This window comes from Methylobacterium sp. C1 (assembly GCF_001854385.1).
Taxonomy (GTDB): Bacteria; Pseudomonadota; Alphaproteobacteria; order Rhizobiales; family Beijerinckiaceae; genus Methylobacterium; species Methylobacterium radiotolerans.
In genome coordinates this window covers 1,641,052-1,657,499 of the sequence record NZ_CP017640.1, presented here as the reverse complement: position 1 = coordinate 1,657,499, position 16,448 = coordinate 1,641,052, and the positions used below count along the sequence as shown (strand labels likewise).

The window sequence follows — 16,448 nt, the reverse complement described above, 5'->3', positions numbered from 1 at the left end:
CAGACAAATAAAAGGGACAACACGGGACCCCGACAAGGCGGCCCGGAAGGCAGAGGACAACGCCCGATGGCAGGACCGATCGCGACCGCTGGGACCGCGGCGCCCCGGACGGGGGCGGAGGCCGCGCGCGACCGGGGCGGCTACCGCCCGGCCCTGTCGCTGCTGGCGAGCCTGTTCTTCATGTGGGGCTTCATCACGGTCATCAACAACACGCTGCTGCCGCACCTGCGCAGCGTGTTCGACCTCGATTACACGCAGACCACGCTGATCGAGTCCGTCTGGTTCATCGCCTACTTCGTCGCCTCGATCCCGGCGGCCAAGCTGATCGAGCGGGTCGGCTACCAGCGCGCCCTGGTGGCGGGGCTGGGCATCATGGCGCTGGGCACGCTCGGCATGATCCTGGCCGCCCACCGAGTCTCCTACGCGATCACGCTCACGGCCCTGTTCGTGATCGCCAGCGGCATCACCCTGCTGCAGGTCGCCGCGAACCCCTACGTGGCGGTGGTCGGCCCGGCCGAGAGCGCCCCGGCGCGGCTCAACCTCGTGCAGGCGTTCAACTCCCTCGGGACGACCCTGGCGCCGCTGTTCGGCGGCTACCTGATCCTCGGCCGCTCCGCCTCGGGCAACGCCGCCGCCGGGGCCAGCCTGACCCCGGCCGAGCGTCTGGCCGACGCGCAGTCGGTGCAGCTGCCCTACCTGATCGTGGCGGTGATCCTCGTCGTCCTCGCCGTGGTCATCGCCCGCTTCCCCCTGCCCGCCATAGGCGGGTCCGGCGGTGCCGGCGGGTCCGGCGGTGCCGGCGGCGCCGCGGCCCGGGCCGCCGAGGCCGAGCGCGCCGGGCTGTCGCTCTGGCGCCACCGCAACCTCGTGCTCGGCGTGCCGGCGATCTTCATCTATCTGATCGCCGAGATCGGGGTGTCGAACCTGTTCATCAACTTCGTGTCGCAGCCCGAGATCGGCGCCCTGACCCACGCCCAGGCCTCGCGCTACCTGTTCCTGCTCTGGGGCGGCATGATGGTCGGCCGCTTCGTCGGCAGCTACCTGATGCAGCGGCGCCCGGCCGAGACCGTCCTGGCCGGCGCGGCGATCGGCGCCTGCGCGGTGATGCTGGTGGCGACCTTCGCGACCGGCCACCTCGCCCTGTGGGCGCTGATCTCGGTCGGCCTGTTCCACGCGATCATGTTCCCGACGATCTTCACCCTGGGCATCCGCGGCCTCGGCCCCCTCACCGAGGAGGGGGCCGGACTGCTGATCATGGCGATCGCGGGCGGGTCGCTGGTGGTGGTGCAGGGCTGGGCGGCGGACCGGTTCGGGCTGCAGCGCTCCTTCCTGATCACCGCCGCCTGCGAGCTCTACGTCCTGTTCTACGCGCTCTGGGGCAGCCGCACCGGCGCCGCGGCGCCGCGCCCGGCGGGCGCCTGAGCGTCCGCCGGAGGGGGGAGGGCACGGCCATGGACCCGCGGATCCGCATCCTCGCTCGGTCCCGGCGCGACCGGCTCGGCGAGGGCCCGGTCTGGGTTCCGGAGCGGGGCGTGCTGTTCTGGGTCGATATCGAGGCGCCGGCCCTGAACTGGCTCGACCTCGCCGACGGCGCGACCGGCACGCGCCCGTTCCCCGAACCGCTCGGCTGGATCATCCCCCGCGCCGGCCGGCGCGACTTCATCGTCGGGCTGAAGAGCGGCTTCGCGACCTACGACCTGGAGGCCGGTCGCCTCGTGCCGATCGGCGACCCCGAGCCCGACGACCCGGACAACCGCCTGAACGACGCCAAGGTCGACGGCGCCGGCCGGATCTGGGCCGGGAGCATGCACCAGGCCGAGACCGCGGTGTCGGGCTCCCTGCACCGGCTCGATCCGGACCTGACGTGGCGGCGGATGGACACCAGCTACGGCGTCGCCAACGGGCCGACCTTCAGCCGCGACGGCCGGATCCTCTATCACAGCGACAGCGCCGCCCGGACGGTCTACGCCTTCGACCTCGCCGCCGACGGCGCGCTGACGGGCAAGCGGCCCTTCCTGCGCTTCCCCGACGCCTGGGGCTGGCCCGACGGCATGACCACGGATGCCGAGGGCTGCCTGTGGATCGCCCACTGGGGCGGCGGCCGGCTCAGCCGCTTCGATCCCGAGGGGCGCCTCGTGCGCGCGATCCCCCTGCCCGCCCCCAACATCACCAGCTGCGCCTTCGCGGGCCCCGGCCTCGACCGGCTGTTCGTCACCTCGGCGGCGCGGGGGGCCGAGCACGTGCCGGAGGCCGGCGCGCTGTTCGAGCTCGACGTCGGCGTCGCCGGCCTGCCGCCCCGCGCCTTCGCGGGCTGACGGACCCCGCGCCTAGGACAACGATCCCCTGCGGCGATCTTCCCCCGCCCCCGCCGGACCGGTTCCCTGGCGGCCGGGGAGCGGGAAGCCGGGGCCTGCGCGTGGCAACGGGCCCCGCGGATCCCGCGACGGGACCGCCGCGCCATGTGCCCGTACGGTGCCGGCGAGGCCCCGCCAGTACAGCCAGCGCGGGTTTGCTGGCGAAATAGGGCGCTGATCGTCGCCTCCGGGGCCGCGCATACTGGCGGCGGTCGCGGATCGACTGCCGCCCGATGATCCGTTGTTGTCGATAAGTAAGCGGCCGTATCTTTTCGTCTCCGCCGTTATAGTCCCGCTTTTCGGCGCAGAAATCCGGCTCTTAACCTGAGTTATTTCATCGAGACGGGATTCCCGATCTACATAGCTTTAAGTCCTCGCAGGGGAGTTTCCACGCCTCGTGCCGGAATCTGTGCTCATTACCGGTGGCGCCGGCTTCATCGGCCGCCATCTCGCCGCCGAATTGCTGCGCCGCGGCTACCGCGTGCGGGTGCTCGACAGTCTGATCGAGCAGGTCCACGGCGGCGAGAGCGGCGCCGAGGCGCTGCCGTCGGACGTCGAGTTCCAGGCGGGCGACGTCCGCGACGGTGCGGCCGTGGCGCGCGCCCTGTCGGGCATCGACCGGGTCGTGCACCTCGCCGCCGAGGTCGGCGTCGGCCAGAGCATGTACGCGGTCGAGCGCTACGTCTCGGTCAACGATTGCGGCACGGCGGTGCTGTTCCAGCAGCTCATCGACGCCCCGGTGAGGCGCGTGGTCGTCGCCTCCTCGATGAGCATCTACGGCGAGGGGCTGTACCGCACCTCCGACGGGTCGACCGCCGAGGAGGTGGTGCGCCGCCCGCGCCAGCCCGGGGAGCCCTGGGACCCCCTCGACGGGCACGGGCAGCCCATGCGGCCGATCCCGACGCCCGAGACGAAGCGCCCGGCCCTCGCCTCCGTCTACGCCCTGACCAAGTACATGCAGGAGCGCCTGACGCTCACCCTCGCCCCCGCCTACGGGATGGAGGGCGTGGCGCTCCGCCTGTGGAACGCCTACGGGCCGGGCCAGGCGCTCTCGAACCCCTATACCGGCGTGCTGGCGATCTTCGCGGCGCGGCTCCACAACGGCCAGCCGCCGATGATCTTCGAGGACGGCGCGCAGCGGCGCGACTTCGTCCACGTCGAGGACGTCGCGCAGGCCTTCGCGCTGGCCCTGGAGCACCCGGCCGCCGCCGGTCAGGTCTACAACGTCGGCAGCGGCCAGGACCGCACGGTCAGCGAGGTCGCCCGCCTGCTCGCCCGCGCGATGGGCCGCGAGGAGATCGGGCCGGAGGTGACCGGTCAGGCGCGGCTCGGCGACATCCGCCACTGCATCGCCGATATCGGCAAGATCCAGCGGGAGCTCGGCTACGCGCCGCGCCGCGATTTCGCCGAGGGGCTCGCCGAACTCGCCGCCTGGGTGGCCGAGCAGCAGGCCGTCGACCGCGTCGCCGAGGCGCGGCGCGAGCTCGAAGCGCGCGGTCTCGTCGCGTGAGCGGCCGGCCGATCCTCGTCACCGGGGGCGCCGGGTTCATCGGTGCCAACCTGTCCGACAGCCTCGCGGCCGACGGCCACGCGGTGATCGTCTACGACATCCTCTCGCGCCCCGGCGTCGAGGCCAACCTCGCGTGGCTGCGGCAGCGCCACGGCACCCGGATCATCCCGATCGTCGCCGACATCCGCGACATCCAGGAGCTCGGCCGCGCGGTGGCGGAGGCCGGCGCGGTGTTCCACTTCGCCGCCCAGGTGGCGGTGACGACGAGCCTCGTCGCGCCGCGGGCCGACATGGAGATCAACCTCCTCGGCACCGTGAACCTGCTGGAGGCCCTGCGGGCGCAGGCGCGGCCGGTGCCGCTCCTCTACGCCTCGACCAACAAGGTCTACGGCGACCTGCCCGACATCGCCCTGGAGGCGGTCGGCGACGCCTATCTGCCGGCCGATCCGGACCTGCGCCGGCGCGGCATCGGCGAGACCCGGCCCCTCGACTTCCACACGCCCTACGGCTGCTCCAAGGGAGCGGCGGACCAGTACGTCCTCGACTACGCCCGCAGCTTCGGCGTCCCGGCGGCGGTGATGCGGATGAGCTGCATCTACGGTCCGCGCCAGATGGGCAACGAGGACCAGGGCTGGGTCGCCCACTTCCTGATCCGGGCGCTCGCCGGCGAGGCGGTCACGCTCTACGGCGACGGACGGCAGGTGCGCGACATCCTGCACGTGCGCGACGTGGTGGCGGTCTACCGGGCGGCGCTCGCCCGCATCGACGACGCGGCGGGCCAAGCCTTCAACGTCGGCGGCGGCCCCGGCAACGCCGTGAGCCTGCTGCAGCTCCTCGACCATGTCGGCACCCTGCTGGGGCGCCCGGTATCGCGCAGCTTCGAGGCGTGGCGCCCGGGCGATCAGCGCTACTACGTCTCGGACACGCGCCGGGCCGTCGCGCGGCTCGGCCTCGCCCCCTTCACGGGCTGGCGCGACGGCGTCGCCGACCTCGCCGGCTGGCTCGCCGCCGCGCGCGCGTCGTCGGATGGCGCGGCACCGATCGCGGGGGCGGCCGCATGAGAGTCGCGCTGGTCAACCCGCCCTGGGACTACCGCAACAGCATCTATTTTGGCTGCCGCGAGCCGCACCTGCCGCTCGAACTCGGCTACTCCGCCGCGCTGCTGGCGGCCTCCGGCCACGAGACGCTGCTCGTGGACGCGCATCTCGAGGGCCTGACCGCCGAGGCCGCCGCCGACCGCGTCGCGGCCTTCGCCCCCGCCATGACCGTGGTGGCGACCGCCCCCACCTACCTGTTCTGGCGCTGCGCCCCGCCGGAGCTGCGGGTGCCCCGCCTGTTCCTCGACACCCTGGCGGGCCGGGGCGGCACCACCGTCGCGGTCGGCCCCCACGGCTCCGCGACACCGCGTCCGGCGCTCGACAAGCTCGGCTGCGACATCGTCGTGCGCGGCGAGTGCGAGGAGGTCGTCGCCCGGCTCGCCGGCCTGCCCGACCTGCGCCCGGAAACCCTGCGGGCCGTGCCCGGCCTCGCGGTCCGCGACGGTGAGGCGGTCGCGGTGACCGGCCCGCCCCAGGCCGGCCGCTTCACCGACCTGCCGGCCCTGCGCTGGCCGGATCACTGGATCGCCCGGCACCGGCACCACCACCACCGGTTCGACGCCGCGCCGGACGGCCCTGGCGCCGAGGTCGAGGCCTCGCGCGGCTGTCCCTATACCTGCTCGTTCTGCGCCAAGATCGACTTCCGCGACGCCTACCGGCGCCGGGATCTCGGGATCGTCCTCGACGAGATCGACGGGCTGATCGCGCAGGGCGTCACCTACGTCTACTTCGTCGACGAGATCTTCCTGCCGCAGAAGCCGCTTCTGGAGGCGCTGGTCACGCGCAACATCCGCTTCGGGATCCAGACCCGGATCGACCTGTGGAAGCCCGACCTGCTCGACCTCCTCGGGGCGGCGGGCTGCGTCTCCATCGAGGCCGGGATCGAGAGCCTGACGGAGGAAGGCCGCGCCGCCCTCGACAAGCGCTGCCGCGCCTCGACCGACGATCTCGCCGAGCGCCTGATCCACGCCCGCCGCACGGTGCCGTTCGTGCAGGCGAACCTCATCGCCGTGGCGGGCGACGATCCCGATCTCGTGGCGACGTGGCGCGACCGCCTGCGCGGCCAGGGGGTCTGGGCGAACGATCCCGTCCCGCTCTACCCGTATCCGAGCTCCCCCGATTACCGGCGCCTCTGGGGCGAGCCGGACGACCGGGCCTGGGAGCGGGCGCACGCGCACTATCTCGGCCAGTTCACGCAGTTCAGCGAGATCCAGGACGAGCGTCCCCTGCCGCTGTCCGAGCTGGAGGCCGCATGCGGGTGCCGCTGAGCCCCTCCCCGGCAGCGGCGCCGCACGTCCTGATGAGCGCGGACGCGGTGGGCGGCGTCTGGCAGTACAGCCTCGACCTCGCGGCCGGCCTGGTCCGGCGGGGCCTCGCCGTGACCGTCGCGGTCCTGGGCCCGGCCCCCTCCGAGGCGCGGATCGCGGCGGCCGAGGCCGCCACGGGCGCGCGCATCCGCGCCACCGGGCTGCCCCTGGACTGGACCGCCGCGACGCCCGACGCCGTGCTGGGCGCCGCGCGGGCGCTGGCCGGGCTCGCCCGGACCCTGCGCGCCGATCTCGTCCACCTGCACAGCCCCGCCATGGCGCTCGCCGACTTCCCCGTGCCGGTGGCGGCCGTGTGCCATTCCTGCGTGGCGACGTGGTGGGACGCGGTCGAGACCGGGCCGCTCCCGGCCGACCTCGCGTGGCGCCACGACCTCACCGCGCGGGGCTGCCGCGCCGCCGACGCCCTCCTCGCCCCCACCCGGGCGCACGCGCTGGCGACCGCCCGGGTCTGCGGCCTCCCGCAACCGCCCGTCGTGGTCCGCAACGGGCGCGCGCCGAGCGGCGCGCAGCCCCGGGCCGCCGCGCCCTTCGTCTTCACGGCCGGGCGCCTCTGGGACCGGGCGAAGAATGCCGCCGCCCTGGACCGCCTCGCCGCCCGCCTGCCGGTGCCGCTGCGCGCCGCCGGCTCCGTCGACGGGCCGAACGGCGCGCGGGTCGAGACGTGCCACCTGCAGCGCCTCGGGCGGCTCGACGATGCGGGCATCGCCGCGGAGCTCGCCGGCCGCCCGGTCTTCGTGTCCCTCGCCCGCTACGAGCCGTTCGGCCTCGCCGTGCTGGAAGCGGCCGCTTCGGGCTGCGCCCTCGTGTTGTCCGACATGCCGGGCTTCCGCGAGCTGTGGGACGGCGTTGCCGCCTTCGTGGGCGCGGACGACGACGGGGCCGCCGCGCAGGCCGTGCGGGACCTCCTGGACGATCCAGCCCGGCGCGCCGCCGCCGGGGCGGCCGCGGCCGATCGCGCCGCCCGCTACGGGGTCGAGGCGATGACCGAGGGTGTGCTCGGGGTGCTGCGCGGCCTCCTCGACGGGGCGCCGGCCCGGCTCGGCGGAGCCGCCGCATGAGGATCGCCTACTTCACCCACTCCCTGGCCTCGTGCTGGAACCACGGCAACGCGCATTTCCTGCGCGGCGTCCTGCGCGAGCTGAGGGCGCGCGGCCACAGCGTCAGGGCCCACGAGCCGGAGGGCGCCTGGAGCCTCGAGAACCTCCTGCGCGACCACGGCGCGGCCGGCCTCGACGCCTACCGGGCGGCCTATCCGGAGCTGGCCTCCGACCGCTACGCCGCCATCGACGCGGTGGTCGAGCGCGTGTCCGACAGCGACCTCGTGGTGGTCCACGAGTGGAGCGAGCCGGCCCTGGTGGCGGCGCTCGGCGCCGCCCGGCGCCGCGGGGCGCGCTACACGCTCCTGTTCCACGACACCCATCACCGGGCGGTGAGTGCCCCGGCCGAGATGGAGCGCTTCGACCTGTCCGGCTACGACGGCGTGCTCGCCTTCGGAGAGACCCTGGCCGCCGTCTACCGGGCGCGAGGCTGGGGCCGCCGGGTCTTCGTCTGGCACGAGGCGGCCGACACGCGGCTGTTCCACCCGCCTGCGCGCGAACTGCCGGATCTCGACGGCGCCGGATCTGGCGCGGGTCCCCTCTCCCGTTCGGGAGAGGGACAGGGTGAGGGATCAGGTCCATCCGGACGCGGCGCGCCGTTCCTGCGCGTCGCTGGCGCGCCTCATCCGGAGGGTTCGCCACCCTCACCCCAACCCTCTCCCGCACGGGAGAGGGCGCGCGTCGCGTCCGATCCGGATGGTCGGGAGAGCGCCCGCGCCGGCCTGATCTGGATCGGCAACTGGGGCGACGACGAGCGCAGCGCGGAGCTGGAGACCTACCTGTTCCGCCCCGCCGCGCAGGTCGACCTGCCGCTGGACATCTACGGCGTGCGCTATCCCGAGGCGGCGCTCGCGACGCTCCGGCGCTACGGTGCCCGCTATCACGGCTGGGCGGCGAACGCCGCCGCGCCGGGCCTGTTCGCCCGCCATCTCGCCACCGTGCACGTGCCCCGGCGCTTCTACGTGGAGCGCCTGCCGGGCATCCCGACGATCCGGGTGTTCGAGGCGCTCGCCTGCGGCATCCCCCTGGTCTGCGCGCCGTGGGACGACGCGGAGGGCCTGTTCCGGCCGGGCCGGGACTACCTCGTCGCCCGCACCGGCGCCGAGATGGAGGGTCACCTGCGCGCCCTGCGGTCGGATGCCGGTCTCCGGCAGGCGCTCGCGGCCTCCGGCCTCGCCACGATCCGGGCGCGCCACACCTGCGCGCACCGCGCCGAGGAACTCCTGTCCATCGCCGCGAGCCTGCGGGCGCCCGCCACCCTGGAGGCCACCGCGTGAGAATCGCCTTCTACGGCTCCTCCCTGCTGTCGTCCTACTGGAACGGCGCCGCCACCTATTACCGGGGTATGCTCGCCGCCCTGGCGCGGCACGGCCACACGATCACCTTCTACGAGCCCGACGCCTTCGACCGGCAGCAGCACCGGGACATCGAGCCCCCGCCCTACGCGTCCGTGACGGTCTACCCGGCGACGATCGAGGCGGCGCGCGCGGTCATCGCCGAGGCGGCGCAGGCCGACGTGGTCGTGAAGGCGAGCGGCGTCGGCGTGTTCGACGACGAGCTGCTCCACGGCGTCATCGCGGCATCCCGCCCGGAGGCGGTGCGGATCTTCTGGGACGTCGACGCCCCGGCGACGCTCGCCGAGATGCGCGCCGACGCCGACCACGCGCTCTGCCGCGCCCTGCCCGATCTCGACCTCGTGCTCACCTACGGCGGCGGCCCGCCGGTGGTCGAGGCCTACGAGGGCTTCGGCGCCCGGGCCTGCATCCCGATCTACAACGCGCTCGACCCGGACACCCATTTCCCGGTGCCGCCGGAGCCGCGCTTCGCGGCCGACCTCGCCTTCCTGGGCAACCGCCTGCCCGACCGCGAGGCCCGCGTCGAGAAGTTCTTCCTCGCGGCGGCGGCCCGCCTGCCGGAGCGGTCGTTCCTGATCGGCGGCAACGGCTGGGAGAGCCGCGGCCTGCCGCTCAACGTCCGGCATCTCGGCCACGTCTACACGCGCGAGCACAACGCCTTCAACACGACGCCGCTCGCCGTCCTGAACATCGCCCGCGACAGCATGGCGGCGGTCGGCTTCTCCCCGGCCACCCGGGTGTTCGAGGCCGCCGGCGCCGGCGCCTGCCTGATCACCGACGCCTGGGAGGGCCTCGGCCTGTTCCTCGACGAGGGGACCGAGGTGCTGGTCGCCCGGGACGGGCGCGACGTCGCCGACCACGTCGCCGCCCTCACCCCGGAGCGGGCCCGCGCCATCGGCGAGGCCGCCCGCCGGCGCATCGCGGCCGAGCACACCTACGCGCGCCGCGCCGTCGAGGTCGACGCGATCCTGCGGGCGGAGGCGGCCCGCAAGGCGGACGCGAACCGGCGGAGCGTCGCGTGAGCGCGGCCCCGATGCGCCTCGTCGTCCTGGGGCTCAGCCTGTCCTCCTCCTGGGGGAACGGCCACGCGACCACCTACCGGGCCCTGCTCAAGGCCTTCACGGGCCGCGGCCACGACGTGCTGTTCCTGGAGCGCGACGTGCCCTGGTACGCCCAGCACCGGGACCTGCCCGATCCCGATTTCTGCGACCTCGCCCTCTACGCCGACCTCGACGGGCTCGACGCGCACCGCGCCGCCATCGCGGCGGCGGACGCCGTGATCGTCGGCTCCTACGTGCCCGACGGCGTCGCGGCGGGCGCCCGGGTGCTCGACTGGGCGCGGGGAACCCGCGCCTTCTACGACATCGACACGCCGGTGACGCTGGCCGCCCTGGAGGCCGGCACCTGCGCCTACCTCGCGGCCGGGCAGATCCGGGACTACGACCTCTACCTGTCCTTCACGGGCGGCCCGACCCTGCGGCGCCTGGAGCGGGCCTACGGCGCGCCCGCAGCCAGGGCTCTCTACTGCTCGGTCGACCCCGACGCCTACCCGGCCCTCGACCGCCCGGCGCGCTACGACCTCTCGTATCTCGGGACCTACAGCCCGGACCGGCAGCCGACGCTGGAGCGCCTGCTGATCGAGCCGGCCCGCCGCGCGCCCGATCTCCGCTTCGCGGTGGCGGGCCCCCAGTACCCGGCCGGCATCGACTGGCCCGCCAACGTGGAGCGGATCGAGCACCTGCCGCCCGACCGGCACCCGGATTTCTACGCGGCGAGCCGCTACACCCTGAACGTCACCCGCGCCGACATGGTCCGGGCCGGCTGGAGCCCGAGCGTGCGCCTGTTCGAGGCGGGCGCCTGCGGCACGCCGGTGATCTCCGACCGGTGGGACGGCCTCGACACCCTGCTCGTCCCGGAGCGCGAGATCCTGCTCCCCGACGGCCCGGAGGCCGTCCTGGCCATCCTGCGCGGGCGCGCCGAAGCGGATCGGCGGAGCCTCGGCGCCGCCGCCCGCGCGGCGATCCTCGCGCGGCACACCGCCGCCGCCCGCGCCGAGGAACTCGAACGCTTCCTCGACGAAGCGGGCGCGCGGTCCGGATCCGCGCGCTCCGGCGCGCCCGATCTCGCGATCATCGGTCACTAGGCACTCGGGAGAATGATGGTGGGAACCAGGAGCGGCATCCGAGTCCTCGTCGCCGGCGGCGCCGGGTTCATCGGCTCGCATCTGATCGACGCGCTCCTCGCCGACGGGGCGCGCGTCACCTGTGTCGACAGCCTGCTGACCGGGCGGCGGGCGAATCTCGCCCATCTCGCCAACGAGGCGCGGTTCGACTTCGTCGAGGCGGACGTGACGGAGCCGCTGCCGGCGCTGCCGCGGTTCGACTGGGTGTTCAACCTCGCCTGCGCGGCCTCGCCGCCGCACTACCAGGCCGACCCGGTCCACACGATGATGACCAGCGTGCTGGGCACCGGCCGGCTGCTGGAGGTCGCCCGGGACGCCGGGGCGCGCTTCCTCCAGGCCTCGACCAGCGAGGTCTACGGCGATCCGGAGCGGCACCCGCAGCAGGAATCCTACTGGGGCAACGTCAACCCGACCGGGCCGCGGGCCTGCTACGACGAGGGCAAGCGCTCCGCCGAGACCCTGACCTTCGATTTCGAGCGCCAGCACGGCCTCGACATCCGCGTCGCGCGGATCTTCAACACCTACGGCCCGCGGATGCGCGCCGACGACGGCCGGGTCGTCTCCAACGTGATCTGCCAAGCCCTCGCGGGCGACGACATCACGGTCTACGGCAACGGCGAGCAGACCCGTTCCTTCTGCTACGTCAGCGACTTGGTGGACGGGCTCCTCCGGCTGATGGCCGCGGAGACGCCCCTCGCCGGCCCGGTCAACCTCGGCAACCCCCGCGAGCTGACGGTCGGCGCGCTGGTCGACCTCGTGGTGCGGATGACCGAGACCCCGTCCCGGATCGTGCGCCGGCCGCTGCCGGTGGACGATCCCCAGCGCCGCCGGCCGGACATCACCCGCGCCGAGACCCTGCTCGGCTGGTCGCCCCGGGTGCCCCTGGAGGAGGGGCTGGAGGCGACGATCGCGTGGTTCTCCCGCGAGATCGCCCCGCGCCGGGCCCGTCCGGCCATCGAGGAGCGCGCCGTTGTCGCCGGCTGAGCCGCGCCCCGGGCGGCCGAGGCGCTGATGGCCGCCGCCCCCATCCGCGTCGGCCTCGTCGGGATCGGCAACTGCGCCTCGTCCTTCGTGCAGGGACTGCACCATTACCGCGACGCGGCGCCCGGCGAGCCCGTGCCCGGCCTGATGTCGCCGGATCTCGGCGGCTACCGGGTGCGCGACATCGCGGTCGTCGCCGCCTTCGACGTCGCCGCCGGCAAGGTCGGGCGCGACCTCGCCGCGGCGATCCTGGCCGCGCCCAACAACACGCAGGTCTTCGCCGCTGTGCCGGAGACCGGCGTCACCGTGCGGCGCGGGCCGACCCATGACGGGATCGGCCGCTACCTCGAGGGCGTGGTCGCGGAATCGCCCGAGCCGGTGGCCGACGTGGTCGCGGAGCTGCGGCGCACCGGCACGCAGGTGCTGGTCTCCTACCTGCCGGTGGGCTCGCAGGCGGCCACGGAGTTCTACGCGGACTGCGCCCTGCAGGCCGGCTGCGCCTTCGTGAACTGCATCCCGGTCTTCATCGCGTCGAACCCGGAATGGGCGGAGCGCTTCGCCGCCCGGGGGCTGCCGATCGTCGGGGACGACATCAAGAGCCAAGTCGGCGCCACCATCGTGCACCGGGTGCTGGCCAATCTCCTGCGCGAGCGCGGCGTCCGGCTGGACCGGACCTACCAGCTCAACTTCGGCGGCAACGCCGACTTCCTGAACATGCTGGAGCGCGAGCGGCTGGAATCGAAGAAGCTCTCGAAGACCCGGGCGGTGACGAGCCAGCTCGACGGAGCCCTGGCGCCGGGCGACATCCATGTCGGCCCGAGCGACCACGTGCCGTGGCTGACCGACCGGAAATGGGCGCATATCCGCCTGGAGGGCACGGCCTTCGGCGGCGTGCCCCTCAACATCGAGCTGAAGCTCGAAGTGTGGGATTCGCCGAACTCCGCCGGGATCGTGATCGACGCGGTGCGCTGCGCCCGCCTCGCCCTCGACCGGGGTCTCGGCGGGGCGCTCGAGGGTCCGTCGAGCTACTTCATGAAGTCCCCGCCCCGGCAGTTCACCGACGCCGAGGCGCGCGAGCGGACCCTGCGCTTCGCGGCGGGCGAGGGCGCGTGATGGGGCGCGGTCCAGACCCGACGCGCGCCTCGCCCGCCCCCGCGGCGGGGGGTGGGAGAGGCGCGCAGGCGCGGCGCGCATGCGGCGCCGCGCCGGGCCGGAGCCCCGGATGAGGCAGGTCTTCCTCGTCCGCCACGGCAGCCACGACCGGCTCGGGCGGATCCTGTGCGGGCGCATGCCGGGCGTCTCCCTGAGCGAGACCGGCCGCGCCGAGACCCAGGTCCTCGCCCGCTCCCTCGCCCGCCGCCTCGCCGGGGGCGGCGCCGGCACCCTGCTGGCGAGCCCGCGCGACCGCACCGCCGAGACCGCCGCGCCGATCGGGGCGGCCCTCGGGCTCACGGTCGAGACCGAGCCCGACCTCGACGAGATCGAGACCGGCGCCTGGACGGGCCGCGGCTTCGACGAGCTCGCGGCCGATCCCCTCTGGGCCGCCTGGAACGCGGAGCGCGCGACGGCGCGCCCACCGGGCGGCGAGAGCATGGCGGAGGCGCAAGCGCGCGTCGGCCGGGTCCTCGCCCGCTTCGCCGCGGACGGCGCGCCCGTCATCCTGGTGAGCCACGGCGACGTCATCCGGTCCGCGCTCCTCGGGATCCTCGGTCTCGGCCTCGAGGCCTACGACCGGATCGTCGTCGATCCGGCCTCCTGCAGCGAACTCGCCCTCTGGCCCGGCGGCGGGCGGGTGGTGTCGATCAACGAACGGACCGCCCCATGACGGCTGCAGAGCTGCGCCGGCAGGCCGACGCCCTCGGCCCCTGGTTCCACAACATCGACCTCGGCGACGGGGTCTGGACCGCCCCGGACCATTTCCTCGGCGACTATCCGGGCGTGAAGTGGCGGCGCTTCGCCGACGCGCTGCCCGCCGACCTGACCGGCAAGAGCGTCCTCGATATCGGCTGCAACGGCGGCTTCTACGCCATCGCGATGAAGCGGCGCGGCGCGGCCCGCGTGCTCGGCCTCGACTCCGATGACCGCTACCTCGCCCAGGCCCGCTTCGCCGCGGCCCGGCTCGGCCACGACATCGAGTTCCGCAACCTCTCGGTCTACGATGTCGGCGCGCTCGGCGAGCGGTTCGACGTCGTGCTGTTCATGGGCGTGCTCTACCACCTGCGCCACCCGCTGCTGGCCCTCGACCTGATCCGCGAGCACGTGGCCGGCGACCTCCTGGTGTTCCAGTCGATGCTGCGCGGCAGCCGGGCGGTCGAGCCGGTCGCCGAGGATTACGAGTTCTGGGACATGGACCAGTTCGAGCGGCCCGGTTACCCGCGGATGCACTTCGTCGAGCGCGCCTACGCGCACGACTGGACGAACTGGTGGATCCCCAACCGCGCCGGCATCGAGGCGATGCTGCGGGCGAGCGGCTTCGCCATCGAGGCCCAGCCCGAGGCGGAGGTCTACCTCTGCCGCACCGCGCCGGTCCCCTACGGGGTGGGGGCCGAATATCCCGCGCGGGCGGAGGCTCACGGACGCGGGGGAACGCGATGATCGACTCGGTGATGCTCTGGAACGAGCCCAACAACAAGTCACACTGGGATCCCGAGATCGACCCCGACTGGCTGCTCTTCGCCGAGATGGCCAAGGAGGCGGGGCACGCGGTCCGGGCGGCGAACCCGAACCTGACGCGCGTCCTCGGCGGCATCTCGCCGATCGACCCGGTCTTCATCCGCAACATGGAGGGGCGCGGCGTCCTCGACGCCGTCGACGCCGTGGCGGTGCACGGCTTCCCCCTCGACTGGAACCTGTGGTCGATCCACGACTGGCCGGCCAAGCTGGAGGAGATCCGCGCGGTCACCGACCTGCCGATCTGGGTCTCGGAGGTCGGCGTCTCGACCTTCGGCGCCGAGGAGGTGCAGGATTGGGGCCTGCGCCGGACCCTCGAGCTGCTCTCCGGCCGGGCGCCGCGGATCCACTGGTACAGCCTCTACGACCTGCCGCGGGAATGGGAGGCCACCACCCGCCACAAGGAGGCCGAGGGCTCGTCCTATTACCGGCACTTCCACATGGGCCTGCTCCGGCAGGACGGCACCCCGAAGATCGCCCTGGAGAGCTTCGCCCGCCACACGCCGGAGATCGGCCTGTGCCAGTGGTTCCACTTCGAGGACCACCGGCTCGACGAGGCCGTCGCGTGGATGAAGCGGCTCGGCGTGCGCTACCTGCGCACCGGCCTGTCCTGGGCCGACAGCTTCCGGCCCGGGGCGCTGGACTGGTTCGACCGGCAGATGACGGCGCTGCAGGATTTCGACGTCACCGTCACCTTCTGCTTCACCCCGGAGCATCGGGGGATCTCGCCCCATCACACCAGCGCGCCGCTGGTCCGCGCCGAGTTCGCGGAGTTCTGCGCCGCCATGGTCCGCCGCTACGCCCCCGGGCCCCTGCCGGGCACGACCTGGTAGAGCGCGCGGCCCGCCGGCCGGGCCATCGCGGGAAAGCAGACGCGGCCGGCAGCCGCGGGCCGGCAGCCGCGGGAACGTGCGCCGGCCTCATCCGGATGGGGGATGCGGGTGCCCCGTCCCGGGTCTACGGTCGCACCGTCTCCGAGACGAGATCACCTCAAAGCCCGCCCGGCCAGGCCGCGGCGGGCTTCTTGTCGGGCGCCGACCGGCGCCCCGCCGCGCGTCCTGGACCCGCGCTACCGCCGGATCGGCAGCCGGTGGCGGGCGTACCCGGCGGCGTCGCGCACGACCAAGCTCCAGGACCGGTCGGGATCGGCCGTGCAGACCTCGTCGGCCATCTCGGCGATGACGCTGCGCGCCTCGGCCATGGCCTCGTCCAGGCTGCCGACCTCCACGCCGTCGTCGTCCCGGATCGTCTCCTCGCCGCTCTCGAGGTCGAAGTAGAAGCGCTCGGACACCGCCCTCCCCCCTGCTGCCGCCCCGCGGCGGTCGTCCGGATATCTCTACGTAGTGCGGAACACGACTGGGAAAGGTCTTCGGTTGGATAAACCTTAACGCATCTAAAACATGGAGTGTGCCCGGTTCTACGCGATCCGGCCGAGATTCCGCTCAGATTATCAATTATAAGAATCCGCGGCGTCCCCCCGCCGTCGTCCGACGGCCCGGTGCGGTGGCGCGCCTGAGTCGGGGCTCCGTGACATGTCGACCTCCGCCAACCCGCCCAACCCGAGCGCCGTGACGGCGGCGCTCCGCAAGGACAAGCTGCGCGCGCACATCAGGAACGTTCTGTCGACGATCCGGTCCCATCATACGGGGAGCGGGGCGTCGTCGATCCGCGCGACGGGCTACGTCCTTGGAGGGTGGTTTTGCGGCGCGGCCGCGGCGTCGATCCCGCTTTTTACGTAGCAACGGTCCGTCCAAGGGATGTGTTTCTCGAGGCGCCGCAGTCCGGCGCTTCGAACGGCGTCCCATGGCAGAGAACACCCAGCTTCGATCCCATATCCGCGGCGTGCTGCTCAGATGGGTGCAGCGCCTGCGCGA

16 protein-coding genes are annotated in these 16,448 nt (G+C 73.7%); 15 read left to right on the top strand and 1 reads right to left on the bottom strand.

The annotated features are described in order from the left end of the window. Positions 1 to 66 precede the first annotated feature (66 nt). From BKE41_RS07790 to BKE41_RS07720, 14 genes are all read left to right on the top strand, one after another. On the top strand, positions 67 to 1,422 hold the full coding sequence (locus tag BKE41_RS07790) for a sugar MFS transporter (RefSeq protein WP_070999005.1): 1,356 nt from the start codon (positions 67 to 69) through the stop codon (positions 1,420 to 1,422). Positions 1,423 to 1,451: 29 nt separating this feature from the next. Next, positions 1,452 to 2,315: an SMP-30/gluconolactonase/LRE family protein gene (locus BKE41_RS07785; RefSeq protein ID WP_059409717.1), complete on the top strand. Its 864-nt coding sequence runs from the start codon at positions 1,452 to 1,454 to the stop codon at positions 2,313 to 2,315. Positions 2,316 to 2,751: 436 nt separating this feature from the next. Then, positions 2,752 to 3,864 (top strand): SDR family NAD(P)-dependent oxidoreductase, encoded by a 1,113-nt coding sequence (locus BKE41_RS07780; RefSeq protein WP_029359196.1) that lies wholly within the window; start codon positions 2,752 to 2,754, stop codon positions 3,862 to 3,864. Continuing rightward, positions 3,861 to 4,925: an SDR family NAD(P)-dependent oxidoreductase gene (locus BKE41_RS07775; protein WP_070999003.1), complete on the top strand. Its 1,065-nt coding sequence runs from the start codon at positions 3,861 to 3,863 to the stop codon at positions 4,923 to 4,925. The genes BKE41_RS07780 and BKE41_RS07775 overlap by 4 nt, the downstream gene beginning before the upstream one ends. Beyond that, positions 4,922 to 6,229, top strand: coding sequence for a TIGR04295 family B12-binding domain-containing radical SAM protein (locus BKE41_RS07770; RefSeq protein ID WP_012318307.1), 1,308 nt, complete (start codon positions 4,922 to 4,924; stop codon positions 6,227 to 6,229). Before BKE41_RS07775 ends, BKE41_RS07770 begins: the two co-directional genes overlap by 4 nt. After that, positions 6,214 to 7,347 (top strand): glycosyltransferase family 4 protein, encoded by a 1,134-nt coding sequence (locus BKE41_RS07765; RefSeq protein ID WP_029359195.1) that lies wholly within the window; start codon positions 6,214 to 6,216, stop codon positions 7,345 to 7,347. Before BKE41_RS07770 ends, BKE41_RS07765 begins: the two co-directional genes overlap by 16 nt. After that, positions 7,344 to 8,663 carry a glycosyltransferase gene (locus BKE41_RS32000; protein ID WP_245295921.1) on the top strand — a complete coding sequence of 440 codons (1,320 nt, stop codon included), beginning with the start codon at positions 7,344 to 7,346 and terminating at the stop codon, positions 8,661 to 8,663. The genes BKE41_RS07765 and BKE41_RS32000 overlap by 4 nt, the downstream gene beginning before the upstream one ends. After that, a complete protein-coding gene (locus tag BKE41_RS07750; protein WP_070999001.1) occupies positions 8,660 to 9,763 on the top strand; it encodes a glycosyltransferase in 1,104 nt (367 codons plus the stop codon). The genes BKE41_RS32000 and BKE41_RS07750 overlap by 4 nt, the downstream gene beginning before the upstream one ends. Then, positions 9,760 to 10,884, top strand: coding sequence for a glycosyltransferase (locus BKE41_RS07745; RefSeq protein ID WP_024830622.1), 1,125 nt, complete (start codon positions 9,760 to 9,762; stop codon positions 10,882 to 10,884). The genes BKE41_RS07750 and BKE41_RS07745 overlap by 4 nt, the downstream gene beginning before the upstream one ends. Before the next feature lie 15 nt (positions 10,885 to 10,899). Then, a complete protein-coding gene (locus BKE41_RS07740; RefSeq protein WP_012318302.1) occupies positions 10,900 to 11,907 on the top strand; it encodes a UDP-glucuronic acid decarboxylase family protein in 1,008 nt (335 codons plus the stop codon). Positions 11,908 to 11,934: 27 nt separating this feature from the next. Then, the gene (locus BKE41_RS07735) at positions 11,935 to 13,017 is read left to right on the top strand and encodes a myo-inositol-1-phosphate synthase (protein ID WP_012318301.1); all 1,083 of its coding nucleotides are present in this window, start codon (positions 11,935 to 11,937) and stop codon (positions 13,015 to 13,017) included. A 109-nt stretch (positions 13,018 to 13,126) separates the two neighbouring features. Next, positions 13,127 to 13,729: a histidine phosphatase family protein gene (locus tag BKE41_RS07730; RefSeq protein ID WP_024830625.1), complete on the top strand. Its 603-nt coding sequence runs from the start codon at positions 13,127 to 13,129 to the stop codon at positions 13,727 to 13,729. After that, entirely contained in the window at positions 13,726 to 14,499 is a 774-nt protein-coding gene (locus BKE41_RS07725; RefSeq protein WP_012318299.1) for a TIGR04290 family methyltransferase, read from the top strand. Before BKE41_RS07730 ends, BKE41_RS07725 begins: the two co-directional genes overlap by 4 nt. Next, positions 14,496 to 15,407, top strand: coding sequence for a beta-xylosidase (locus BKE41_RS07720; protein WP_024830626.1), 912 nt, complete (start codon positions 14,496 to 14,498; stop codon positions 15,405 to 15,407). Before BKE41_RS07725 ends, BKE41_RS07720 begins: the two co-directional genes overlap by 4 nt. 236 nt (positions 15,408 to 15,643) lie before the next feature. On the opposite strand, the gene BKE41_RS07715 is transcribed toward BKE41_RS07720, so the two are convergent. Continuing rightward, positions 15,644 to 15,865 carry a hypothetical protein gene (locus BKE41_RS07715; RefSeq protein WP_012318297.1) on the bottom strand — a complete coding sequence of 74 codons (222 nt, stop codon included), beginning with the start codon at positions 15,863 to 15,865 and terminating at the stop codon, positions 15,644 to 15,646. Between the two features lie 241 nt (positions 15,866 to 16,106). On the opposite strand from BKE41_RS07715, the gene BKE41_RS07710 reads away from it, so the two are divergent. Continuing rightward, on the top strand, positions 16,107 to 16,313 hold the full coding sequence (locus BKE41_RS07710) for a hypothetical protein (RefSeq protein ID WP_012318296.1): 207 nt from the start codon (positions 16,107 to 16,109) through the stop codon (positions 16,311 to 16,313). The last annotated feature ends 135 nt before the right edge of the window (positions 16,314 to 16,448 follow it).